At 73.1% G+C, this 24,051-nt stretch carries 20 protein-coding genes, 1 tRNA gene and 1 pseudogene; 7 read left to right on the top strand and 15 right to left on the bottom strand.

Translation table 11 applies throughout. The annotated features are described in order from the left end of the window. The gene (locus tag GL259_RS33315) at window positions 1-1,836 is read right to left on the bottom strand and encodes a helix-turn-helix transcriptional regulator (protein WP_159536980.1); all 1,836 of its coding nucleotides are present in this window, start codon (window positions 1,834-1,836) and stop codon (window positions 1-3) included. 97 nt (window positions 1,837-1,933) lie between these two features. Between GL259_RS33315 and GL259_RS33310 the strand changes: the two are divergent. Continuing rightward, window positions 1,934-3,018 (top strand): annotated as a pseudogene (locus tag GL259_RS33310) (M12 family metallopeptidase). A gap of 205 nt (window positions 3,019-3,223) precedes the next feature. Here GL259_RS33310 and GL259_RS33305 read toward each other — a convergent pair. Continuing rightward, window positions 3,224-3,427, bottom strand: coding sequence for a hypothetical protein (locus GL259_RS33305; RefSeq protein WP_159536979.1), 204 nt, complete (start codon window positions 3,425-3,427; stop codon window positions 3,224-3,226). 361 nt (window positions 3,428-3,788) lie between these two features. Between GL259_RS33305 and GL259_RS33300 the strand changes: the two genes are divergently transcribed. Next, a complete protein-coding gene (locus GL259_RS33300) occupies window positions 3,789-4,859 on the top strand; it encodes a hypothetical protein (RefSeq protein WP_159536978.1) in 1,071 nt (356 codons plus the stop codon). A gap of 1,633 nt (window positions 4,860-6,492) precedes the next feature. Here the strand turns inward: GL259_RS33300 and GL259_RS33295 are convergent. The 8 genes from GL259_RS33295 to GL259_RS33260 all read right to left on the bottom strand — a co-directional run bounded on the left by GL259_RS33295 (window position 6,493) and on the right by GL259_RS33260 (window position 13,930). Continuing rightward, a tRNA-Pro gene (locus tag GL259_RS33295) sits at window positions 6,493-6,566 on the bottom strand. A 164-nt stretch (window positions 6,567-6,730) separates the two neighbouring features. Beyond that, entirely contained in the window at window positions 6,731-8,059 is a 1,329-nt protein-coding gene (locus GL259_RS33290; protein WP_159536977.1) for an aromatic acid/H+ symport family MFS transporter, read from the bottom strand. A gap of 240 nt (window positions 8,060-8,299) precedes the next feature. Continuing rightward, complete coding sequence (locus tag GL259_RS33285) at window positions 8,300-9,250, bottom strand: catechol 2,3-dioxygenase (protein ID WP_159536976.1); 951 nt, start codon at window positions 9,248-9,250, stop codon at window positions 8,300-8,302. Then, entirely contained in the window at window positions 9,247-10,359 is a 1,113-nt protein-coding gene (locus tag GL259_RS33280) for a 4-oxalomesaconate tautomerase (protein WP_159536975.1), read from the bottom strand. Before GL259_RS33280 ends, GL259_RS33285 begins: the two co-directional genes overlap by 4 nt. Next, window positions 10,356-11,066: a 4-carboxy-4-hydroxy-2-oxoadipate aldolase/oxaloacetate decarboxylase gene (locus GL259_RS33275; protein WP_159536974.1), complete on the bottom strand. Its 711-nt coding sequence runs from the start codon at window positions 11,064-11,066 to the stop codon at window positions 10,356-10,358. Before GL259_RS33275 ends, GL259_RS33280 begins: the two co-directional genes overlap by 4 nt. Then, window positions 11,063-11,815, bottom strand: coding sequence for a PIG-L deacetylase family protein (locus tag GL259_RS33270; RefSeq protein ID WP_159536973.1), 753 nt, complete (start codon window positions 11,813-11,815; stop codon window positions 11,063-11,065). The genes GL259_RS33275 and GL259_RS33270 overlap by 4 nt, the downstream gene beginning before the upstream one ends. Before the next feature lie 57 nt (window positions 11,816-11,872). Next, window positions 11,873-12,523, bottom strand: coding sequence for a GntR family transcriptional regulator (locus GL259_RS33265; protein ID WP_159536972.1), 651 nt, complete (start codon window positions 12,521-12,523; stop codon window positions 11,873-11,875). A 390-nt stretch (window positions 12,524-12,913) separates the two neighbouring features. Next, entirely contained in the window at window positions 12,914-13,930 is a 1,017-nt protein-coding gene (locus GL259_RS33260) for a LacI family DNA-binding transcriptional regulator (protein WP_159536971.1), read from the bottom strand. Between the two features lie 111 nt (window positions 13,931-14,041). On the opposite strand from GL259_RS33260, the gene GL259_RS33255 reads away from it, so the two are divergent. After that, window positions 14,042-15,205: a Gfo/Idh/MocA family oxidoreductase gene (locus GL259_RS33255; RefSeq protein WP_159536970.1), complete on the top strand. Its 1,164-nt coding sequence runs from the start codon at window positions 14,042-14,044 to the stop codon at window positions 15,203-15,205. Between the two features lie 4 nt (window positions 15,206-15,209). Here GL259_RS33255 and GL259_RS33250 read toward each other — a convergent pair whose 3' ends face one another. Together GL259_RS33250 and GL259_RS33245 are read right to left on the bottom strand one after the other, a co-directional pair. Further along, entirely contained in the window at window positions 15,210-15,821 is a 612-nt protein-coding gene (locus GL259_RS33250; protein WP_243762459.1) for a TMEM175 family protein, read from the bottom strand. Window positions 15,822-15,896: 75 nt separating this feature from the next. Then, a complete protein-coding gene (locus GL259_RS33245) occupies window positions 15,897-16,931 on the bottom strand; it encodes a LacI family DNA-binding transcriptional regulator (protein WP_159536969.1) in 1,035 nt (344 codons plus the stop codon). A 106-nt stretch (window positions 16,932-17,037) separates the two neighbouring features. On the opposite strand from GL259_RS33245, the gene GL259_RS33240 reads away from it, so the two are divergent. From GL259_RS33240 to GL259_RS33225, 4 genes are read left to right on the top strand one after another with little or no spacing between them, the layout of a single operon-like run. Continuing rightward, entirely contained in the window at window positions 17,038-18,246 is a 1,209-nt protein-coding gene (locus GL259_RS33240) for a phytanoyl-CoA dioxygenase family protein (protein ID WP_159536968.1), read from the top strand. A gap of 26 nt (window positions 18,247-18,272) precedes the next feature. Continuing rightward, window positions 18,273-19,049, top strand: a complete 777-nt coding sequence (locus tag GL259_RS33235; protein ID WP_159536967.1) for an SDR family oxidoreductase — start codon at window positions 18,273-18,275, stop codon at window positions 19,047-19,049. A gap of 54 nt (window positions 19,050-19,103) precedes the next feature. Continuing rightward, window positions 19,104-20,108, top strand: coding sequence for a Gfo/Idh/MocA family oxidoreductase (locus GL259_RS33230; RefSeq protein ID WP_159536966.1), 1,005 nt, complete (start codon window positions 19,104-19,106; stop codon window positions 20,106-20,108). Beyond that, window positions 20,105-21,127 (top strand): Gfo/Idh/MocA family oxidoreductase, encoded by a 1,023-nt coding sequence (locus tag GL259_RS33225; RefSeq protein ID WP_159536965.1) that lies wholly within the window; start codon window positions 20,105-20,107, stop codon window positions 21,125-21,127. Before GL259_RS33230 ends, GL259_RS33225 begins: the two co-directional genes overlap by 4 nt. Window positions 21,128-21,189: 62 nt before the next feature. Here GL259_RS33225 and GL259_RS33220 read toward each other — a convergent pair whose 3' ends face one another. The 3 genes from GL259_RS33220 to GL259_RS33210 are packed head-to-tail and all read right to left on the bottom strand — an operon-like array spanning window position 21,190 to window position 24,049. Continuing rightward, a complete protein-coding gene (locus GL259_RS33220) occupies window positions 21,190-22,209 on the bottom strand; it encodes a Gfo/Idh/MocA family oxidoreductase (RefSeq protein WP_159536964.1) in 1,020 nt (339 codons plus the stop codon). 24 nt (window positions 22,210-22,233) lie between these two features. Beyond that, window positions 22,234-23,136: a sugar phosphate isomerase/epimerase gene (locus tag GL259_RS33215; RefSeq protein ID WP_159536963.1), complete on the bottom strand. Its 903-nt coding sequence runs from the start codon at window positions 23,134-23,136 to the stop codon at window positions 22,234-22,236. A gap of 1 nt (window position 23,137) precedes the next feature. Beyond that, window positions 23,138-24,049, bottom strand: coding sequence for an ATP-binding cassette domain-containing protein (locus GL259_RS33210; protein ID WP_159536962.1), 912 nt, complete (start codon window positions 24,047-24,049; stop codon window positions 23,138-23,140). Between the last annotated feature and the right edge of the window lie 2 nt (window positions 24,050-24,051).

The raw sequence follows: 24,051 nt of genomic DNA, 5'->3' as shown, positions 1-24,051 counted from the left end.
TCACGCCGGCTGCGCCTGCGGCGGTCGCGTGAGCGGCGGCAGTGCGCCGCGGTCGCTCGCGCCGAGGCGGGCGTAGGCGCCGTACAGGTGGTTGCCGACGGTGCGGACGGACAGCGTGAGGCGCTGCGCGATCTGCCGGTTGCTGAGGCCGGCCGCGGCGAGGGTGACGATCTGCCGTTGCCGCGCGGTGAGTTCGCCCAGCACCAGGCCCGCGAGCGCGGGGGTGCGGGCGCCCTGGCAGCGGCGGGCGAGCGCGACGGCGCGGGTGCGCGAGGTGCGGGCGGCGAGCGGATCCCGGTGGGCGCCCGCGGCCTGGGCGTGCGCCTCGGCGGCGAACAGCAGGAAGCCGCGCCGCCGGAGCTCCTCGGCCACCCGGTCCAGTGCGGGTCCGTCGGCGCGGGCGAGGGCGTCGGCGTGGTCGGCGAAGACGCCGCCGAGCCGGCCGGCCGCCCGTTCGGGGGTGCCGAGGCGTACGGCGTCGTAGGGGTCGCCGTCGGCGGAGCCGCTGTCGCGGGAGCCGTCGTACGGCTCGGCCGGCGCTGCGCACCGTACCTCGGACGCGGCGAGTTCCGCGCGGCAGGACGGGTCTGCCGGAGCGGTGCGCAGGCCCTCGCGGGCCCATGCGGCCGCTTCCCCCGGTTCGCCGCGCAGCCGCGCGTACCGGGCGCGCAGGGCCGCGTACCCGGCCGGGACCGGGGCTCCCTCCGCCACCAGCCAGTCCCCCACGGGCGCCGGGACCGCCGCCACGTCGGCCCGTTCGATCCGCCGGGTCAGCTCCGCCGACTCGGCGTCCAGGGCGGGGCCGTACTCCTCGGGCGCGCGGGCCAGCCGGCGGGCCCGCAGCCGGCCGGCGGCGGCCCGCAGGACCGGGCCGTGCAGGGCGTGGGCCAGCCGGACGCCGACGGGGGTCCCCCCTGACCGGGCGGAGCCGGGACCTCGGGGGAGGTCGTCGACGCGGACCAGGCCCTCGCTCTCCAGGCGTTCCAGGGCGGCGAGGTCGAGGTCCTCCGGGGCCGGCGGCAGGGGTTCGGCGAAGGCGAGGCGGTCGAGCGTCTCGCGCTCCTCGGGGCGGGCGCGGTCCAGGAGGCGGGCGGTGCGTTCGCGCACGACCGGGGTCAGCGGCACCGGGCCCCGCCAGGCCCACGCGTCGGTGCCCGGGACGCGGACGAGCCGCCCCTGCTCGCGGACCGCGGCCAGCAGTTCCCGCAGCAGCCGCAGGTCCCCGCCGCACAAGCGGTGCAGCCGGTTCACGGTGAGCGGCTCCAGGGCGTGGCGCGTGCCCGCCGCGAGCAGCCGCGCGGTCTCCTCCCGGGACAGCTCGGGCAGCGCCAGGCGGGGCAGCAGCTCCCCGGTCCACAGCCGGGACACGGCGGCGGGCGCCGGCTCGCCGTCGGTCACCACGACCAGCAGCCGGGTGCGTCCCTGCACGGCGAGCTGGTGGAGCAGGGCGGCGGAGGCGTCGTCGAGCAGATGGGCGTCGTCGACCAGCAGCGTCCGCGTCCCGGACAGGAGGTGCAGCGCGCGGTGCAGGGTCACGGGCTCGGGCAGCAGGGCGGCGAAGGCGGCGAAGGGGAGGTCCCGGGTCTGCGGCGTCCCGGTGACGCGCGCGCAGTCGGTGCCCCGGACGGCCTCGGTGACGAGCCGGGTCTTGCCCCGGCCCGCCGGTCCGGTCACCACGAGGCCGCGCCGTGCGCCGGTCAGCGACCGCCGCACCAGGTCGAGTTCGTCCTCCCGGCCGGTGAACGGCCAGGACGGACCAGGGGTCGTCGTGGCCTTCTCGTGCGGCTCGTGCGGCTCGTGCGGCCCGGTGGCGTCCCGTCGCGGTGTCGTCGTCACATGAAACAGGAGCGCGGATACTCACGCCTGATACAGGGTCACTTGAGCAGACCTCGACTCAGGCGCCCGGGGCCCGTCGCACGGCAGCCTGTGGCCCATGACCGCTCGTTACTGCTCGCTGCCGCCGCAGCCGGCCCCCGCGTCCGCGCCGGGCCTGGCCGCCGAGCGGCTCGGCGCGCTGGTCTGCGGGCGGCGGATGTGGGTCAACGGCACCGTGCTGCACTACTGCTTCTTCCGCGGCGACACCGAGGGATCGGTCATCGCCGTCCCGGAACCGGGCGGACCCACTGGGTTCCCTGGGGCGGTGCGAAGGAGCAGCAGGACGTCGTGCGCGAGTGCTTCGAGGAGTGGCGCGGTCTCGGGATCGGGCTGACCTTCGCCGAGGTCCGTGACCGCTCCGAGGCGGAGCTGCGCATCGGGTTCCAGCCCGGTGACGGCTCCTGGTCGGCCGTGGGCAGGGACGCGCTCCGGGTCGGTGTGCACGACCGCACCATGAACTTCGGCTGGGACCTGACCGCACCGGGTGAGCGCGCGACGGCCCTGCACCAGATCGGGCACGCGCTCGGGATGCTGCACGAGCACCAGAGCCCGTACGCCGGTATCCACTGGGACGACGAGGCGGTGTACGCCGAACTGGCCGGCCCTCCGAACCACTGGAGCCGGGACCGGACGTTCCACAACGTGCTGCGCAAGATCGGCCCGGACGAGGTGAACGGCTCCGTCTGGGACCCGCAGTCGATCATGCAGTACGCGTTCCCTCCGGGGCTGATCCTGGAGCCGGAGCAGTACCGCGGGGGTGTGCACCCGCCGGGCACGCTGTCCCCCGCCGACAAGGAGTTCGTGCTCCGCTGGTATCCGCCGGCCGATCCGCCGCGGCCGCCCGCGCTGGTGCCGTTCCGTTCGGTGCCGCTGGGTCTGGGCCCGGGCGAGCAGGCGGACTTCCGCATCGATCCGCCGGAGACCCGCGACTACACGGTGGGCACCTTCGGCGACGGTGACACGGTCGTCGTGCTCTTCGAGGAGCGGGACGGGGAGCCCCGCTTCCTCGCCGGCCACGACGACGGGGGAACCCCGCGCAACGCGACGATCGCGGCCCGGCTCGTCAAGGGCCGCCGCTATTACGTCCGTATCCGCCTGTACTCCGCCTGGGGTTCGGGCGAGACGGCGGTCATGTGCTGGTGACGGCACGGGCCGCCGGCCGTACACGGACGCCCGATCCACAGTCCGGCGCCGGGGGAAGCGGCCGGGGATGCCACCTTCGGGGGAGGGTGGCATCCCCGGCCCACGCCATGTCCGGTGTCCGCACGGCACCCGCGCCGGCCGACGGCGGGAGGCCTCACCTTGCGGGCCGCGCCGTGCGGGTGAAGAGTGGAATTATATCGGCTCCCTATTGACCGATGCACATTTCAATCTCCTCCGCAGCGCCACCCGCGAAAGGGAAGAGCGCGCGATGGAAATGAAAGCGCAGTACGACGCTCACCGCATCCGGAACCATCATGGCCAGAAAAATCCGGCGACATGTCTCCCGCACGGTCAGCGCATCCGCCGTGGCCGCGGTGCTCGCCTTTCCCGCAAGTCTGGCGGCCGCCACGGCAGCACCTCACACCGGCGACGGGATCACGGCTGGAATACCCGCTCAGACAACGCCTCCCCCGTCCGATCCGCCGGCGGAGCCGACCCCCACGGAGCCTCCGCCGACGCCACCGGACGAGCCCTCGGAACCGACGGATCCGAGCGATCCGCCGGGATCGACGGATCCGGCGGAGCCGACAGATCCGACGGATCCTACGGAGCCGACCGACACTCCGACGAGTGAGACGTCGGAGCAGAACGGAACACCTGACGGTGGTGAGACGACCGGACCCGATGAAGAAACGGACGGGGTGACACCCGAACCCACCGAGGAACAGAAGAAAGAGATTGAAGAAGTAACCGAAATACTGGCCCAGGAAGTGACGGAAGTCCCCGCGGAACTCGCGTCGAGCGTCTCCGAACTGACCACCGTCCTGGAGGAGGCCGAAGCCCCGGACGCATCACCGCAGGAGAGGGAGGGGGTCATCGAGAGCGCGAAGGAGATCGCCGCCGCACTGGAGGTCATCAATGACCCCGGGACTCCTCCCGAGGTGCGGGAGAAGCTGATCGGGATCGTGAAGCAGATGATTTCCGCGCTGGACGCGGCCCGCGCCCCGGGGGTCCCGCCCGAGGAGCGCGCCGCGGTCATCCTGATCGTGGAGAGGTGCACGTCCGTCCTGCGCGTGATCGGGGACCCCGCGACGCCGCGGGAGCTGAGGGACCATTTGGCCAACACCATCGACCAGGTGTACGACGTCCTGATGTCGAGCGCGGACGCGTACCCGACGCAGGGCGGGAACGCGGCGAGGAGCAGGGCCGACGCCGCGCAGCAGTCCCGCCGGGACGCGGCGACGATAGGCGTCGCGCTGGAGACGGTCGGCCGGTCCGAGACGTCCGAGGGGAGCCGGCACGGCCTCGCGGAGACCGCGGACGAAGCCAGCTCGTCCCTGCAGGAGGACAGTGATCCCAGGGTGTCGGAGGAGGAGCGGGAGGAGGCGCGGAAAGAGGCGGACGAGCAGCTCGCCCGGCTGAACGAGCAGATGAAGAAGATCGCCCTCGCCCAGGGCCTTCCGGACGTACCGCTCGGCGAGGCGGCCGAGGTCTGCGCCAACGCCGTCTTCAAGTCCGTCCCCGACGACCGCGCCCTCACCCGGGGCCTCGAACGGCTGACTCCCGAGCAGTGGGACGACGAAGGGGTGAAGGACTTCTGGAAGGCCCGGGAATCCGGAACGGATTCCCTCGACGTCCAGGCCCAGCTGCAGAACAACAAGTACGACAACGCCCCCTTCGAAGTCGCCCCGCTCGTCACCGGGCTCGCCGGCGTCGTACCGGCGGACGAGCTGTTCGGCACCGTCGGCCTTCCGGGTCTCCACTGCCTCCAGTCGGCCCGGCACCTCGACCAGCAGGGAGTGAGGACGGGGACCTGGCTCGAGCTGGCCGAGGAGGCGTAGGAGGACCCGGGCTCCGTCAGCCTCCGGCTGCTCCCAGCAGCTCCGCGACGGGCACCTCGGTGTCGGCGTAGGCCGTCGAAGCACCGTACCTGTCGACGTCCCTCCGTTCTTCCGAACGGTCGACCCTGCCTTTGAAGTAGTACGACGAAATGGAGTAGAGGGGCCTTGCCCGGGGGACCAGACCGCCGTCACATATCGCGGTTTGCGCGTCACGTTGACGAGGTTGTTGTTGTGCCGCACCCTGCCGTGGTAATAGAGTTCCTCCCCGCACTTTTCCGGCCGGCAGTAGTACACGCCTTCCTTCTTGTCCCACGAACGGTGCATCCGCCGGAACTGGGCCACGTCGAGCTTTCCCCGGTCCTTCCTCATGTACGTGATCTGCAGGAAGACGTTCACCGTGTCGAACTCGGCGTCCACCGGGATCTGGAACACACGTTCCATGGCTTGTTCCTGTCCGACGTCGAGCGAGTCGCCCGGCCGGTAGAATCTCCCGCTGCTCACCGTGGTGAAACTCAACCGGCCGACGTAGCGTTCGGCATCCTCGTCACGTTTTTCATCCAGACTCCTCCTCCACTCCTCCAGCCGGTCCCCTCCCTCGGAATACTCGGCACTTCTTCCGTACACCGTGTAATCGCTGTTGATGATGTAGACCGGAATCCCTCCGGCGTTCTTCACGTAAAGTTTCACCGGGACGTGCACGAGCGGTTTCCTGTTGTCGGCCCGCGACGCACCGAATTCCGCCTTCAGAACGAAGTGCACGGGAGCCGCCGCGGGCTGGTACATGGTGGAGTACGCCAGGCTCACGGCGGTCATGAGCGCCGTGACGACCACCCCGGCCGCGAATGTCTTGGGGCGCGGAACCCCCTGCCACGCCCTCTCCCGGACGAGGACCCAGAGCGCCCACAGGGACCAGCACCAGAGCGGCACGAACACCAGCAGATAGGGCGTGTACTCCTTTTCCTCGAACCACATGAACAGCAGCAGACCGTCCGTGGCCAGTGCGATGAGGACCCCCAGCAGGACGACCGCCCCGGAACTCCTGTGCTGCCGTCTCCCCCAGTGGTTGAGCACCGCGATCACCGCCACCGCCTGCACCGCACCGGACAGGAGGATCAGGGCCCCGCTCATGCGTTGCGCGAACGTGAGAGCACCGATGGCGTCCGGCCATCCGATGACGGTGTTCAGGATCGCGGAAGCCAGCATTCCCGCCGTCATCAGCACGACGGTCGCGTGCCGTCGCCGGGCACGGTCGGGCCACGTGTCGCTGTCCCCTCCGCGCCAGTACACGGACGCCGGGTCCTTCAGGTCCATGTCCTTCGGACAACCGAGGCGGTCGAGCAGCTTCCGCAGCTGGCGCAGCGACCAGACGCCGCCCACCGTCTCGCCGCCCACGACGACGCGGCGGAGACCACGACGGTCCGGCGCCTCGACGATCACCCACGGTCGGATTTCCATGGCACAAGACTCGATCCGGGACCGGCGCCGTGCATGCGGGACTCCCCCGTTCGGCTGCTCGCGGCCCCGCCACCGGGCGGAGGCCCGGGAAACGGCCGAGGACTCGGGAAACGACGGAGGGCCCTGCCTCACCGAGGTGAGGCAGGGCCCTGGTCCGGGCCGACGGCCCGTCCGTCCGTCGGGACGACAGGATTTGAACCTGCGACCCCTTGACCCCCAGTCAAGTGCGCTACCAAGCTGCGCCACGTCCCGATGCGGTTCGCGCGGTGGACCGCGTGATCACGCAGGTCAACCCTACCCCATCCGATGAGCGGCCGGGTGTCGCCGGCCGCCGGCGGAGGCGGTGCCGCACTCCCGGGTCCGCCGGGCCGCCTCCCCGGCGGCGCCGAGGGCGGCCGGGCGGGCCGCCCGGCCGCTCAGTGCGCGGCCAACTGCTTGGCCTGCGGGCCGTCCTGGGCACCCTGCCGCGAGCCGCGCAGCGCCGCGACCCCGATGAACACCGTCGAGGACACACCGGCCAGCGCGAACGCCGTGAACCCCCAGTCGCCGTGGCCGGCGGCGAGGAGCTGGCCGCCGAGCCACGGGCCGAAGACGGCGCCGAAGCGGCCCATGCCCGAGGTCCAGCCGACGGCGGTGGCGCGGTTGCCGGGGTGGGAGCGGATGGAGACCGTCGCGTAGATCATCGTCTGGGCGCTGTTGAGGAAGACACCCGTGAGGAAGACGACGGCCATCGTCACCGTCATCGGCATGTGCACGCTGAGCAGGTACACGCCGGCGGCCGTCAGCGCGAACCAGACCGCCGAGATGCGCGGGGCGCCGAAGCGGTCGGCGGCCCGTCCGGCGACCAGCATGCCCACGATGCCGCCGAGGTTGAAGACGACGACGAAGGACAGGGCGGAGCCCAGTGCGTAGCCCTCGGCGCGCATCAGGGTGGGCAGCCAGGTGGCGACGCCGTAGACCAGGAGCAGACCGCCGAACGAGGCGAGCCAGTACAGCAGGGTCTGGATCCACTCGCCGCCGCGGAAGAGGTTGACCAGGCTGGTCCAGCGTTCGTCCGTGCCCTGCCGGTCGGACCTGGCGGCGGGCAGCTCGACGTCGTAGCGGGCGGCCAGCGCGCGGGCCTCCTCCGTCCGGCCCTTGGCCACCAGGAAGCTCAGCGACTCGGGCAGGAACCTGGCGAGCACCGGCGCGAAGAGCAGCGGCAGCACGCAGACCCAGAACGCCGAGCGCCAGCCGACCGGCTCCACGAGCCACTTGGCGACGTACGCGGAGAGGATGCCGCCGGCGTGGTGGGCGGTCATCAGCAGGCCGATGACGATGGCGGCGCGGCCGCGCGGGGCGTAGTCGGAGACCATGCTGACGGCGGTCGGCAGCAGGCCGCCGAGGCCGATGCCCGCCAGGGTCCGGCCGAGGCCGAAGACCGCGACGCCGTCCGCCACCGCGCACACCGCGGAGGCCAGCGAGAAGAGGGTCACACAGGCGACCATCAGCTTCTTGCGGCCGATCCGGTCGGCGACGGTGCCCGCGGTCAGGGCGCCGACCAGCATGCCGAAGGTGGCGTAGCTGCCGAGGTCGCCGGCCTGGTCCGGGGTGATGCCGAAGGTCTTGGTCTCCAGCAGGTGCGGCAGCACCGACCCGTAGATGAACATGTCCAGGCCGTCGAAGAAGACGGCGAGCCAGCACAGGCCGACGGCCAGGAAGGCCAGCCTGCCGCCGCGGGCGGACGGAGCGGGGGAGGAGGACATCGTTGTTTTCCTCTCGTCCAGGAGGCGTTCCCTGGAGGGGATCCGGGTGAGGGGCCCCGACTCGGGCGGAGCCGGGAGCGGGGGCGGGTCGACGCGGCTCGTGCGGCTGACCCGGTGTGCGCTGGACGCCAAGGATCCGCCCGAAAAGTATCAACGCTTTTGTCAACAATCTCATCGGCGATACGGGAACGAAAGGGGGGACGCGCCCCCGTGCGCGCGTCCACCCCCCGTTCCGTCGGTCTAGGCGACCGGCGGCGTACCGTGCGTGTGGAACGACTCGATGGTCTTCAGGCCCCAGGCCTGGCCCTTCTTCCGTTCCTCCTCGGTCCAGGTGATCAGCGGCCAGTCGGGCGCCAGCACGAGCCGCGTGAGCGGGTTGCACAGCTCGACGCGGTTGCCGCCCGGCTCGTAGACGTACAGGAAGAACGTCTGCTGGATGGCGTGCTTGTGCGGGCCCGTCTCGATGAACACACCGGTGTCGATGGCGAGGTCGGCGGCGCGCAGGATGTCCTCGCGGGTGTCGGTGGCGAAGGCGATGTGGTGCAGCCGCCCGGCCGAGCCGGTCCAGTCCGAGGTGTAGACGACGTCGTAGGACTTGTCGGTGTACGTCAGCCAGCGGGCGGCGACCTTCCCGCTGTCGAGCCGGATCTGCTCCGTGGGCCGGGCGCCGAGCACGTCCTGCTGGAACTCGGCGTTGGCGAGGACGTCGGCGGCGAGGAAGTTGACGTGGTCCAGGCGCCGCACCCCCACCCCCCGGTTGGGCTTGGCCTGCGGCTGGTTCTTCAGCGCCGGTCCCAGCTCGTCGGGGGCCCGGTAGTGCTCGCTCTCCCAGTAGAGGGCGTGCTCGTGGCCGTCCGGATCGGTGGTGACGTAGAGCTTGCCGAGGCCGGGTTCGTCCTCGGCCCAGCGGCCGGTGCCGCCCGCCTCCTCGACCGCCTCGACCCGGCGCCGGAGCGCCTCCTCGCTGGAGGTGCGCAGGGCGAGCCGGCCGAGGCCGGGCTGCTCGCGGGCGGTGAGCACCAGGCTGTGGTGCTCGTAGTCGTCGTAGGTCCGCAGGTAGACCGTGTCCCCGTCGTGGCCGTTGACGGTGAGTCCCATGTAGTCGGTGAAGAAGGCGACGCTGGCGTCCAGGTCCGGGGTGAAGAGCTGGGCGTGGCCTATGTGGGCGATGTCGCCGAGCGGCGGAGTCATCGTGGACCTCCAAGGGGGTGCGAGGGGATCGGTGCCGTCTCGGCGGACCGGGGGGACACGGTGCCGTCGAAGATCTTGCGGGCCGTGCGGACCACGGCGGTGCGGCGGGCCGCGGGCAGCCCGTCGGGGGTGGTGCCGAGGCTGCTCTCGATGTCCAGGAATCCGGTGGGGTGTTCCATGCGGACCCGGTCGCTCCCGGGCGTGAGCCGTGCGAGGTCCGCGCCCACACCGCCCTCGACGCGCAGGCCCGCGGCCACACTGGCCGCGCCCAGCACGCCGATCGAGGTGTGACACCGCACCGGGATGAAGGTGCGCGTGGCGACCGCCCCGCCGGCCCGGGGCGCGGCGAGCAGGGTGAGCCTGGGCACGGTGGCGTCCGAGACGTCGCCGAGACCCATCAGCCGGCCCGCCCGCAGGCGGATCGCGCGGAGCCGTTCGGCCAGTTCGGCGTCGGCCTCCAGGTCGGCCGGCGACTCGTGGCCGGTCACCCCGAGGGAGGCGGCCGCGACGAGGACGGTCGGCATGCCGTTGTCGACGCAGGTCACCTGCACGCCGTCGATCTCGTCCCGGACGTTGCCGGTGGGCAGCAGCGGGCGGGCGCCCGGCGGGAACTCGACGGTCACGGGCGCCGCCGTCCCCGGCACGCCCGAGATCTCGGTGTCCCCCGTGTAGTCCACGCGCCCGCCCGGGGTCGGGAAGGTCGCCGTCGCACGGTCACCGCTGTTGACCATGCGGATGCGGACGGAGGTCCTCTCCTCCCCCGCCGCCACCAGCCCGCGCTCGACGGCGAACGGGCCGACGCCGGCCAGGATGTTGCCGCAGTTCTGGCGGTCCCCCACCTCGGGCCTGTCGACCGAGACCTGGAGGAAGAGGTGGTCGACGTCGGCGTCCGGGTCGGCCGACGGGGAGACCACGGCGACCTTGCTGGTGAGGGGGTGCGCGCCGCCCAGACCGTCGATCCGGCGTGCGTCGGGGCTGCCCATGACGCGCAGCAGCAGCGCGTCGCGCGGGGCCGGTTCGGCGGGCAGGTCACCGGCGAGGAAGTAGGCACCCTTGGAGGTGCCGCCCCGCATCAGCAGGCAGGGCACCCCCTCGGGCACGCCGGTCACGATCCCGCCCCCTCGCCGGTGTACTCCTCGTAACTCCTGTACACGACTCCGAGCCGCTCGAGCGTGCCGCGCAACCCGTAGCGGTCCAGGCCGAGTTCGCCCTCGAGGAAGGCGGCGCGGGACGTGGCCTCCTTGGCCTCGCGGGCCTCGGACGCCTCGGCGGTGGCACGGGCGTGCTCGCGCGGCACGACCACGACCCCGTCGTCGTCGGCGAGCACCACGTCACCGGGGCGGATCACCTGCCCGTCGACGGCGACCGGGACGTTGACCGACCCGCCGGTGGCCTTCACCGTGCCCTGCGCGGAGACGGCCCGCGACCAGACCGGGAAGCCCATCTCGCGCAGTTCCCGGGTGTCGCGGACGCCGGCGTTGATGACCAGTCCGCGCACCCCGCGCTGCCGGAGCGCGGTGGCGAACAGCTCGCCGAACATGCCGTCGGTGGACGGCGAGGTGGTGGTGACGACCAGGATGTCGCCCTCGCCGCACTGCTCGACGGCCGCGTGGATCATGAGGTTGTCGCCGGGCCAGCTGAGCACGGTGACGGCGGTGCCGGCGACCCGGACGCCCTGCTGCGCCGGGCGGATCCCCGGGCCCAGCAGGCCCGTCCGTCCCATGGCCTCGCTCACGGTGGCCACCCCGAAGGCGGCCAGCGCGTCGACGTCCTTCGGGTCCGCCTTCGGCGGGCCGGTGACGATGACGCCGCTCATGCCAGCTCCTTCGCGATCTGCGGGTAGGGGCGCATGTACGCCTCGGCCACGGTCCGGTGCGCGAGGCCCAGGTTCGGGCCGGCGTTGCGCTTGAGCTGGACCCCGCGGCGTACGGCGAGGTCGGTGTAGTAGTCCCACAGGTGCTGCTGGGCGGCGAGGCACTCCATCGCCTTGCGCTTGGTCTCCCACACCTCGGTGATGTCGAGCAGGACCTCGGGCCGGAAGCCGCTCATCTCGGGCTGGTGCGGCTCGAAGTAGAAGACCGGCAGGGCGCCGATGATCTCGCCGGGGCCCGGGTAGCCGATGGCCTGGGCGAGCACGCGCGCCTCCAGGGCCATCCGGTTGGCCGCCGGGTGGTCGCCGTTGTAGGGGTCCTCGACGGGGTGGGTGAGGACGACGTCCGGCTGGACCTCCCGGTAGACGGCGACCAGCCGGTCGGTGAGCTCGGGCGTGGGGAGCAGCGGGTAGTCGCCGGCGTCGAAGAAGCGGACCTCGGCGCCGAGCACGGCGGCGGCCCTCTCCGCCTCCTCCCTGCGGAGGGCCTTGATCTCCTCCAGCTTCTTCCCCTCGCGCCAGGCCTTGGCGGACTCGCCGCGCTCGCCGAAGGTCAGGCAGGCGATGGTGACCTTCTCGCCGCGCGAGGCGGCCAGGGCGATGGCGCCGCCCGCCCGCCACACGAAGTCCCCCGCGTGCGCGGTGACCACCAGGGTCGATCGTGGGGAAGCGGCGGGCGCGTTGCCGTGGGTCATGCTCGGATCTCCTTGAGGACAGGTGGGCGCCCGCCCCGCGCGTGCCGGTGGGCCGCGTCAGCCGCGCAGCGCCTCGATCACGCTGGCGAGGTGGGCGCGGACGGCCTCCTCGGCCGCCTGCGGGTCCCTGGCCCTGATCGCCTCGATCATGGCCAGATGCTCGTTCAGGGACTGCTGCGACCGCCCCGGTCTCAGCGCCAGCTGGAAGCGGTGACGCACCAGTTGGGCGTTGAGCCGCTCCAGCAGCTCCACGGCCGTCCGCTGTCCGGAGAACTCCCGGATGCGGGCGTGCAGTTCGTGGTTGAGTTCCGAGTAGGTGAGCGGTTCACCGCCGGCCACGGCCTTGGTCATCGCCGAGCCCAGTCCGGCCAGTTCATCCAGTTGCCCGTCGGTCGCCGCCGCGGCCGTCTTCGCCGCGCAGAGTCCTTCCAGCACCATCCGGCACTCGGTGATGGCGACCGCTTCCTCCACGGTCACCACCCGCACCCGTGAACCACGGTTGCGGATCCGCTCGACCAGTCCCTGCGCCTCCAGCTCGATCAGTGCCGCCCGGATACTGGCCCGGGTCACACCGAACTGCTCGGCGAGCTCGTTCTCCACCAGCCGCTGGGCCGGTGCCATCTCGCCGTGCAGGATCGCCTGCCGCAGCCGCGCGAGCGCGTGCTGCTTGGCCTGCTCCCCGGTGCTCGGACGGGCTTGGTTCGGCATCGTTGCTCTCCCTGAGTGAGTGCCTGTCGAACGTAAATCCAGCGAAACAAAATTGTCAACAATTTCGTTCGCTTCTTCGTGGGCAACAGGGGATCCGGCGGCCGGGGCCCGCCCGGCGCCGGGGACGGTGAGGGGCGGGCCCCGGCCGTACCGGGACGGCCGGGACGGCCGGACGGCGTCGGGGTCGCGCCGGTCGGCCCCGGCCGGGGCCAGGACGCGGAGGAGGGGGAACGGCGCCGTGCCGCTCATGGACCAGCCGCCCGCCGTGGCGCCGTCGTCCCCGGCGGGCGCCGTCACGATCAGCGGGGCCGCGGCGCCGCCGAAGCCGCACGGGCCGCCGGCGGGGTCACCCGGTGCCCGCCCCGGCGGCGGCCGGTCTCCGCGTCCGGTTCACCCGCCCGGCCGGGGCGTGCGGAGGGGACCGCTGGTCCCCCGGATCTCCAGCGTCGGTGCGATGAGGTGGAGTTCCCCGGCCCCGCCGGGCGTCTCGAGCCGGTCGAGGAGGAGACGGGCGGCCCGGCGGCCGACCTCGTGGCCCGCGTTGTCGACGGTGGTGAGCCACAGGTGGCGCAGCCGGGAGATGCTCGTGTCGTCGTAACCGGCCACGGACAGGTCGTGCGGGACCCGCAGCCCCAGTTCCCCGGCCGCCGACAGGACTCCCACGCAGGCGATGTCGTTGACGGCGAAGACGGCGGTGGGGCGGTCGGGGCGGTTCAGCAGCCGGACGGTGGCGCGGTAGCCGCCCTCCTCGGTCATGTCGCCGGCCTCCACCACCGCACGGTCCGCCAGGCCGTGCCGGCGCATCGTCGCCTCGAAGCTGCGCCGGCGCAGCTCGCCCACGGCGCCGTACCCGGCGATGTGCGCGATGCGGCGGTGGCCGAGCCCGACGAGGTGCTCGGTGACCAGCCGGGCGCCGCGCTCGTCGTCGCCCGCGACCACGTCCACACCGGGCGGCACCGGTTCCCGGGCGCCCGCCAGCACCACCGGCATCCGCGCGGCGACCGCTTCGAGCGCCGCCGGGTCGGGCAGCGTGCCGACCACGACCAGGCCGTCGACCCCGAGTTCGAGGAAGGGGTCGGCCGGGTCCTGGCCGGTGCGGCGGTTGAGGCGGGCGTCGGCGAGCAGCATGCGCAGACCGCCCGCGTGCAGCAGGGAGTTCAGGCCGTCGAGCAGGTCGACGAACCAGGGGTTGCGCAGGTCGTTGAGGAGGACCCCGACGGTGCGGGTGCGTTTCTCGCTCAGGCTGCGGGCGGCGGCGTTGGGCCGGTAGCCGAGGTCGCGCGCGGCCCGCAGCACGGCCTCCCGCTTCTCCGGGCGCACCTGCTCCGAGCCGCGCAGCACCAGCGAGACCAGCGACTTGGACACGCCGGCCCGTTCGGCCACGTCGCGGATCGTCGGCGGTCTCATGGGATGGACCGTTCCACGCCGCCCGCCCGCCTGTCAAAGCCTTGACACCGCCGCTCGTGGGCGCTCAGGGTGACGTGGACAGGTTCTGGAGCGGTCCAAAGAGGGGCTCTCATGGTGGATACGCTCGGTGTCGCCGTCGTCGGATTCGGCTGGATGGGCCGGGTGCACACCCAGGCGTACGCGCGCGTGACGCACCACTATCCGCAGCTCGCCCTGCGTCCGGAGCTGGTCGCGGTCGCCGAGGCGGTGCCGGGGCGGGCCGAGGAGGCCGCCCGGCAGTTCGGGTTCGCCTCGGCGACCCGTGACTGGCGCGAGGTGGCCGCCGACCCGAGGGTGAAGGCCGTCAGCATCACCGCCCCGAACTTCCTGCACCGCGAGATCGGCGTCGCGATGGCCGAGGCGGGCAAGCACATCTGGATCGAGAAGCCGGTCGGCCTGGACCACGAGGACGCCCGCGCGGTCGCGGACGCGGTCGCCGGGGCCGGCGTCCAGGGCGCGGTCGGCTTCAACTACCGCAACGCGCCCGCCGTCGAGGCGGCCCGGGACCTGATCGCCTCCGGCGGCATCGGCGCGGTCACGCATGTGCGCATCCGGTTGTTCAGCGACTACGCCGCCCATCCCGAGGGTGCCCTGACCTGGCGGTACGAGCGGGAGCGCGGCGGCAGCGGGGTGCTCGGCGACCTGGCCTCGCACGGCGTGGACCTGGCCCGCTTCCTGCTCGGCGACATCGCCTCGCTGACCGCCGACACGGCGGTCTTCCTGCCCGAGCGGGCCCGCCCCGCGGGCGCCACGGCCGGCCACTCCCGCGCCACCGGCGGCGAACTCGGCCCGGTCGAGAACGAGGACTACGTGAGCTGCCTGCTGCGCTTCGCCTCCGGCGCGCGCGGGGTGCTGGAGGCCTGCCGGGTCTCGGTCGGCGAGCAGAACAACTACGGCTTCGAGGTGCACGGCACGAAGGGCGCGGTGTTCTGGGACTTCCGCCGCATGAACGAACTGGGCGTCAGCCGCGGCACGTCCTACCAGGACCAGCCGGTGAGCACCCTCTACGTCGGCCCGGGCCACGGCGAGTTCGGCGCCTTCCAGCCGGGCGCCGCGAACGCCATGGGCTACGACGACCTGAAGGTCGTCGAGGCGTACCGCTTCCTGCGCTCCGTCGCCGAGGGCGTCCCGCACGGCGCCACCCTCGCGGACGCCGTGCGCAGCGCGGCCGCGCTCGACGCGATGGTGCGGTCGGCCGGGAGCGGGGCGTGGGTGACGGTGGACGCTCCCGCGTGACGGTTCAGCGGGCCGCGGCCTCCCGGCGGCCCAGCCAGACCTTGACCGGCACCAGCACCAGCCACCACCACATGGCGGCGGGGCCGACCAGCAGGGCCAGCGGGATGGTCACCAGGAACACCACCACCGTCGAGCTCAGATCGGCGGTGGAGAGCGTCACGTCCCGGCCCGGGGCCGCCTCACCGTGCAGCCAGGGGCGTCCGGCGAGCAGGAGGGCCAGCGCGAGGTGGACGCCGCCGAGCGAGGCGACCGCCGCCGAGTAGACGACCACCGAGACGCTCTGGTCGCCGTACTCCGAGATCAGCGTGGTCGGGAACGGCAGCAGTGCCGCGATGCCCAGGCCGAGCACGGTCAGCGAGATCACCTGTCCGTCCACCTCCCGGACGGTGCGGAAGAGCACGCGGTGCTCGCGCCAGAAGCCGGCCAGCACCGCCAGGCTGATCCCGTAGGCGCCCAGGTTGGGCAGCAGTTCGTGCAGGGCGTCGCGGTACTCCTCGGGGTCCAGCCCCTGCGGCACGGAGAAGTCCAGGACCAGCAGGGTGATGGCGATGGCGAACACGCCGTCGGCGAGGGCCACCAGCCGCTCGGGCCCGCCTTCCGGGGTCGGATTCCTCATGCGCACGACGGTAGGCAGCCCCGGCCCGCCGGAGGCGGATACACGCCCGGACCGCGCTCCCTTCGGCGCGGCCCGTCACCCGGCCACCGGGCCGGACGGCATGTTGTAGGGGGTCACCACCTGGATCGCGGACGGCAGGGTGGGGCCGGCGGGCGGCAGCGCCCCCTGGGCGCGCATCACCAGGTGGCAGGCCTCGCGCAGGTCGTGGCGCAGGTCGTGGTGGAGCACGGCGGACAGCCGGTGCTCGCGCAGCAGCCGGGTGTTGTCGTGGTCGAGGTCGTGCGCGACGAACACGGCGCACTCGCGCCCGGCGTCCTCGAAGGCGCGCAGGGTGGCGATGTTGCCGCCGCCGATCGAGTAGACGGCGCGGATGTCCGGGTCGCGGTCCAGGGCGGCCCGGACGAGGTCGTACTGGGTGGCGTCCAGGCCCTGCCCCTCGGCGATCTCGACGAGGGTGCGCTCGGGGTGCCGGGCGCGCATGGCGCCGCGGAAGCCCATCTCACGCTCCTCCTCGTTGCGGAAGAAACCGCTGGAGAGGCTGGTGAGCACATGGCCGGGACGGTCGCCGAGCCACTGCCCCACGAGGTACGCGGCGGTCGCGCCGGCCGCGCGGTTGTCGCTGCCGACGTAACCGATCCGGGCGCTCGCGGGCAGGTCGGTCACCAGCGTCACCACCGGGACGCCCGCCGCCGCGAGCCGCCCGACGGCGGCGGTGACCTCGGGGACGTCCGGGGCCTTGAGGATCACCCCCTGCGAGCCGCGCCGGCCGATCCGGTCGAGGACGGCGACCAGTTCCCGCGCGGGACCCGTCTCTCGGAAGTGGAAGCGGGAGCGGACCACGGCCGGGTGCAGGGACGGCAGTTCGGCCTCCAGGGCCGCGCGGACGGCGGTGGAGAACCGCTCCGGCGCCTGCATCACGATGTCCACCATGAACGTCCGGCCGACCAGGCGGACCTGGGTGCGCTGCCGGTCCAGGTCGGCTATCGCCCGGCGCACCTCCTGCGCGGTGCTCTCCCGCACGCCGCCCCGGCCGTTGAGGACCCGGTCGACGGTGGCCTCGCTCAGCCCTGCCTGACGTGCGATCTCCCGGATCGGGAAGGGGTGGCCCATGCGTCGGCTCCTGAGGGTTTTTTGACGGCTTCCTGCTGGTTGTTCGAAGGGTTTGTACTGACAAGAATGACAGAGCCGAGTCGCTCCGTGACCCGAAAGGACGAGGATGTCCTTCCCCCCTGCCTCCACCGCCGCCGCTCCGGCGCGGACCGCCCCCGCACCCGCCTCCTGGCTGTCCGAGCGGGACTGCGACCTGGACGCCTTCCGCGCGCTGGTCGAGCGGACGACCGACCCCGCCGACCACCCTCACTGCTCCGCCGTCGAGCGGAACGTGCCCCTGTACGACGCCGAGCGGCTCGTCCTCGCCGACCGCCGCGCGGTCCGGGCCGAGCTGGTGCGCGCCCTCGCCGACGGCCCCGGCATCGTGGTGATCCGCGGCGCCTTCCCCGACCCGGCGGTGGTCGACCGGACCTCCGCCGTCTTCGACGCCCTGATCGCGCGGCAGCGCGCCTCGGGCACCACCGCCGGTGACCACTTCGCCAGGCCGGGCGCCAACGACCGGGTGTGGAACGCCCTGGAGAAGGCGGCCCTGCACGACCCCGAGGCGTTCGCCGACTACTACGCCAACGACGTGATCGCCCTGGTCTCCTCGGCCTGGCTGGGCCCCGGCTACCAGGTCACCTCCCAGGTGAACGTGGTCAACCCGGGCGGTGCCGCGCAGACCGCGCACCGCGACTACCACCTCGGCTTCCTCTCCGCCGGGGTCGCCGCCGCCTACCCGGCGCACGTGCACCGCCTCTCCCCCGTGCTCACCCTCCAGGGCGCGGTCGCGCACTGCGACATGCCCGTGGAGTCCGGCCCGACGCTCTACCTGCCGCACTCCCAGAAGTACGAGCCGGGCTATCTCGCCTGGCGGCTGCCGGAGTTCCGGGCGTACTTCGAGGAGCACCACGTGCAGCTCCCGCTCGCCAAGGGCGACGCGGTCTTCTTCAACCCCGCCCTCTTCCACGCCGCCGGCGCCAACCACTCGGCGGACATCCGGCGCATGGCCAACCTGCTCCAGGTGTCGTCCGCGTTCGGCCGGGCGATGGAGAGCGTCGACCGCGCGGCCGTGGTGGGCGCCGTCTACCCGGTGCTGGTGGCGCGCAGGGCCGCGGGCGCCGACGAGCGGTGGCTGGAGAACGTGATCGCGGCGAGCGCCGAGGGCTACCCCTTCCCCACCGACCTCGACGCCGACCCGCCGGTCGACGGCCTGGCCCCGCCCTCGCAGGCCGACGTCGTACGGCGGGCGCTGCGCGAGGGGTGGACCGAGCGGACCCTGCGGGACGAACTGCGGGCCGGCGCCGAGCGGCGCCGGAACCGGTGCGGGAGCTGAGAGCCCTGGAAGGAACCGGAGGAACCATGGGACTCCTCGACGACAAGGTCGTCCTCGTCAACGGCGGCAGCCAGGGCGTCGGTGCCGCCGTCGCGCGGGCCGCGGTCCGCGAGGGGGCGGTCGTGGCCGTCACCGGCCGGCGCCCCGGCCCCGGTGAGGCCCTGGTGGCCGAGCTGGCCGCCGCGGGCGGCGAGGCGGTGTTCGTCCGCGCCGACCTGGCGGACGCCGAGCAGGCCAAGGCGTCCGTCACACGGGTGGTGGAGGCGCACGGCCGGGTGGACTGCCTGGTGAACTCGGCGGGGCTGACCTCGCGCGGCACCCTGCTGGACACCACGCCCGAGCTGTTCGACCAGCACGTCGCGATCAACCTCAGGGCCCCGTTCTTCGCGATGCAGGCCGCCGTCGCGGACATGGTGCGGCGCGGGGAGCCCGGCACGATCGTCAACGTCATCACCTCGTCCGCGCACGGCGGGCAGCCGTTCCTCGCGCCGTACGTCGCCGCGAAGGCCGGGCTGATCGGCCTGACCCGCAACGCGGCGCACGCCCACCGCTGGGACCGCGTCCGGATCAACGGCCTGAACATCGGCTGGACCGCCACCGAGGGCGAGGACGCGACCCAGCGCGCCTTCCACGGCGCCGGGGACGACTGGCGGGAACGGGCCGCCGCGCGGCTGCCGATGGGCCGGCTCGGCCAACCGGACGAGATCGCCGACTTCGTGGTCCTGCTGCTCTCCGACCGCTCCGGGGTGGTCACCGGCTCCGTGATCGACTGGGACCAGAACGTCCTCGGCGGCCTCGACTGACCCCCTCTCCCCTCTTCCCGCTCGTACGCCCCCGCACCAAGGAGCAGCATCCCCATGCGCATCGGAATCCTCGGCCTCGGCCGCATCGGCGCCTTCCACGCCGAGACCCTCTCCGGGCTCGACGCCGTCGAGTCCCTCGTCGTCTCCGACCCGTTCGCGGACGCCGCGAAGGCCGCCGCCGAACGGTTCGGCGCCGAGGTCGCGGACTCCCCCGAGGCCGTGCTCTCGGCCGGCGTGGACGGCGTGGTGGTCGCCGCGGCGACCGACGCCCACCCGGGGCTGATCCTCGCCTGCGTCGAGGCCGGCGTCCCGGTGTTCTGCGAGAAGCCCGTCGCCCGCACCATGGCCGAGGGCGTGGAGGTCCTCAAGGCGGTCGGGGGCAAGGACGTGCCGATCCAGATCGGCTACAACCGGCGCTTCGACGCGGGGTTCGTGGCCGCGCGGGCTGCCGTGCGGGCCGGGGAGCTGGGCGAGCTGCACACCGTCCGCTCGACGACGCTGGACCCGGCGCCCCCGCCGGCCGCCTACGTCGCCGCGTCCGGGGGCATCTTCCGCGACTGCGCGGTGCACGACTTCGACGTCATCCGCTGGGTGACCGGCCGCGAGGTGACCGAGGTGTACGCGGTCGGCGGCAACCGGGGCGCCGACCACATCAGGCAGGCGGGCGACGCCGACACCACCGGAGCGATCCTCACCCTGGACGACGGCACCATCGCGGTGGTCTCCAACAGCCGCCACAACGCGCGCGGGTACGACGTCCGCATGGAGATCCACGGCTTCGCGGACTCCATCGCGGTCGGCCTGGAGGACAAGCTCCCCCTGCGGTCGGTGGAGCCGGGCACGACCTTCCCCGCGGGCATCCCGCACGACTTCTTCATGGACCGCTTCGCCGCCGCCTACCGCGCCGAACTGACCGCGTTCACCGAGGTCGTGGCCGGCTCCCGCCCCTCGCCGTGCACGGTCGAGGACGCCCTGGAGGCGGGCTGGATCGCCGAGGCGTGCACACTGTCCCTGCACGAGCACCGTCCCGTCACCCTTCAGGAGGTACGCCGGGCATGAGCGGACCGGGCCCAGAACCCCTGCGCATCGGAATCCTGGGAGCCGCGCGGATCACCGAGCGCTCCCTCGTCGGCCCGGCCCGGGCGGGCGGCCACCGCCTCGTGGCGGTGGCCGCCCGCGACCGCTCCCGGGCCGAGGCGTTCGCCGCCGCGCACGGCGTGGAGCGGGTCCTCGGCTCGTACGCCGAGCTGCTGGCCGATCCCGAGGTGGACGTCGTCTACAACCCGCTCGCGAACGGCCTGCACGGCCCGTGGAACCTGGCCGCCCTCGCGGCCGGCAAGCACGTCCTGACGGAGAAGCCGTCGGCGAGCAACGCGCAGGAGGCGCAGGAGGTGCGGGACGCGGCGGCGAGGTCCGGCGCGGTCTTCATGGAGGCCTTCCACTACCTCTTCCACCCGGTCACCCGGCGCCTGCACGAGCTGCTGTCCTCCGGCGAGCTCGGCGAACTCCGCCACGTCGACGCGCTGGTGGCGATCCCGGCCCCGGACGCCGACGACCCCCGCTGGTCCCTCCCGCTGGCCGGCGGCGCCCTGATGGACCTCGGCTGCTACAGCCTGCACGCCCTGCGCGTGCTCGCCCCGTGGGCGGGCGGAGCACCGCGCCCGCTCTCCGCCCGGGCCGGCGAACGGGCGGGCGCGCCGGGCGTGGACGAGTGGCTGGACGCCGACCTGGAGTACCCGGGCGGCGCGACGGGCACGGCCCGCTGCCACATGGCGTACGACCGGCTGGAGATGAGCATCCGCGTCGTCGGCAGCCGGGGCGAGGCGACCGCCCCGAACTTCGTGCTCCCGCAGACGGACGACCGTGTCGTCGTCCGCACCCCGGACGGCGAACGCACCGAGCGCCTCGGCACCCGCTCGTCGTACACGTACCAGCTGGAGGCGTTCGCCGCCCGGGTCCGCGGGGGAGCCGGCCTGCCCCTGGACGCGGACGACGCCCTGACGACCATGCGGCTGATCGACGCCTGCTACGAGGCGGCCGGACTCGGCCCGCGCCCGCGCACCGCGCTCGGCGGCTGAGGCCCCGGCCGCACCGGCACGCGGTGCGGCCGCCCCGGACGAGGCGGCCGCACCGCGCTGTGTCACCGGTACAGCGCCGGCTTCTCCACCAGGTCGACCTCCACCCGGCCGCCGGCCTCCAGTGCGCGGACCCCCGCCTCGCAGACGGCCGCCGCGGCGTAGCCGTCCCAGGTGCCGGGACCGGTCACCTCGCCGCGGCGGGTGGCGTCGACCCAGGCCTGGAGCTCGTCGTCGTAGGCCTGGGCGAAGCGTTCGGTCCAGTCCTGGGCGATGGTGCCGCCCCAGTGGCCGGCCGTGTGGGTGACCAGGGCGTGGCCGTCGCCGATGCGGGCGGTGCCGCGTTCGCAGACCGCCTCGGCCTGGACCTGGTAGCCGAAGCCGCAGTTGACGAAGATCTCGACGTCGGAGAGGGCGCCGCCGTCCGTCTCGAGGACGACGAACTGCGGGTCGCTCAGGCCCTCGGGGGCGCCGGAGGAGGGGGTGGGGCGCAGGACGGTGACGGCGGTGATCTCGTGGCCGAGGAGCCAGCGGGTGGCGTCGACCTCGTGGGCCACGGAGTCGCTGATCAGCATGGAGCTGGTGAAGAAGGGCGGGCTGGCGACGTTGCGGTGGCGGTTGTGCAGCATCAGCGGGCGGCCCAGCCGGCCGGTGGACAGCAGCGCCTTCAGCTTCACGTACTCGGCGTCGTAGCGGCGCATGAAGCCGACCTGGACCCGGCGGTGGCCGAGGGCCTGTTCGGCTTCCATGACGCGCAGGGCGGAGGCCGCGTCGGGGGTGAGGGGCTTCTCGCACAGGACGGGCAGGTCGTGCTCGAACGCGGTGAGCAGGGCGGCCTCGTGGGCCGGTCCCGGGGAGGCGATGAGCACGGCGTCGACGTCGGCCGCCGCCATCGCGGCGGCCGGGTCGGTGTGGGCGGTGCAGCCGTCGACGCCCGCGGCGACGGCCTTCGCCCGTTCGGCGTCGACGTCCACGACGGCGGTGACCCGTGCGCCGTTGACCACCCGGTCGATGCGGCGCACGTGGTCCGCGCCCATGCGGCCCGTGCCGATGACGGCGATTCCCAGCGGTGCGCGCCGGTTCATGGCTCTCGCCTCCCCTCCGGGTCGTCAGGCGCCGCAGGAGCGCAGGAACTTGCGGGTGCGCACCGCGATCGGCAGCGGCTTGTCCGGCTCGCAGGGGTACATGTCCTGCTCGACGATGGCGAACAGGTCCACGCCCAGCTTCTGCGCGGCCGTGAGGACCGGCCCCAGCTCGGGGACGCCGGCGGGCGGTTCGCACATCACCCCGCGCTGCACGGCCGGCCCGAACGGGATCCCGTTCTCGACGACGTCGGCGAGGATCTCCGGGTCGACCTGCTTGAGGTGGAGGTAGCCGATGCGCTCGCCGTAGGTCTCGATCAGCTTGACGCTGTCGCCGCCGCAGTAGGCGTAGTGGCCGGTGTCCAGGCAGAGGTTGACCAGGCCGGAGTCGGTGGAGTCGAGGAAGCGCTCGACGTGCTCCTCGGTGTCGATGTGGGTGTCGGCGTGCGGATGGACGACGATGTCCAGGCCGTAGGTCTCCTTCACCTCGTGGCCGAGGCGTTCCATGCCCCTGGTGAGGTGGCCCCACTGCTCGGTGGTGAGCTCCGGGGGTTCCAGGATCTCGGCGGTCCTGTCGTCGCGCCAGAAGGACGGGATGACGACGAGGTGCTTCGCGCCCATGTCCCGGGTGAGCGCGGCGACCCGGCTGACCTGCTCCCAGGTGGAGTCCCACTCGGACGGGCCGCGGTGCAGGCCGCAGAAGATGGTGCCGGCGGAGACCTTGAGGTTCCGCCGGTTCACCTCGTCCGTGAGGCGGGCGGGGTCGGTGGGGAGGTAGCCGTAGGGGCCGAGTTCGATCCAGGAGTAGCCGGCCTCGGCGACCTCGTCGAGGAAGCGCTGCCAGGGCACCTGCTGCGGGTCGTCGGGGAACCAGACGCCCCAGGAGTCGGGGGCGGAGCCGACCCGGATGCGGTCGAGCGCGAGGGCCATGTCAGGACTTTCCTTCCGGAGTGACGGCTGCGGGGGCCTGGAGGGCGCCCTCCTCGGGCAGCTCCTCGGTGTCGACGCCGCGGACCTGCGCCAGCTCGTGCTTGAGGGCGGCCAGTTCGGCGCCGCCCGCCATGTGGTTGGTGAGTTCCTCGAGGCCGACCTCGCTGCGGTCGGCGGACAGTTCCACGGTGCCCAGGCGCAGCACGCTGAAGTGGTCGCCGACCATGTAGGCGTGGTGGGGATTGTGGGTGATGAAGATGACGCCCAGGCCGCGGTCGCGGGCCATGGCGATGTACTTCAGCACCACGCCGGACTGCTTGACGCCGAGGGCGGCCGTCGGCTCGTCCAGGATCAGCACGCGGGCGCCGAAGTAGACCGCGCGCGCGATGGCGACGCACTGGCGCTGGCCGCCGGAGAGCGTGCCGATGGGCTGCTCCAGGTCGTCCAGGACGATGCCCATGTTGCGCAGTTCCTCGTCGGCCGTCCTCTTCATGCGGTCGATGTCGAGGCGGCGGACGGGCCAGGGGCCCTTGGTCATCTCGGAGCCGAGGAAGAAGTTCCGCCACACCGGCATCAGCGGGACGACCGCGAGGTCCTGGTAGACGGTGGCGATGCCCTTGTCGAGCGCTTCGCGCGGGGTGGAGAACCGCACCGGTGCGCCGTCGACGAGGAACTCGCCCTCGGTGTGCTGGTGCAGCCCCGAGACGATCTTGATGAGGGTGGACTTGCCGGCGCCGTTGTCGCCGAGGACGCAGGTCACCCTGGAGGGGTGGACGGTGAGGTCGACGCCGTGCAGGGCGCGGATGTTGCCGTAGGACTTGCCGGCGCCGCGGAGTTCGACCAGGGGGCGGTCCCCGTCGGGTGCGGTGTCCTCGAGGACGGCACCGTGGGTGCCGGTGGTGTTGTCGGTCATTG

Source organism: Streptomyces sp. Tu 3180 (genome assembly GCF_009852415.1).
GTDB lineage: Bacteria > Actinomycetota > Actinomycetes > Streptomycetales > Streptomycetaceae > Streptomyces.
The sequence above is the reverse complement of the archived record's forward strand: the minus strand, read 5'-3'. Positions and strand labels throughout refer to the sequence as shown.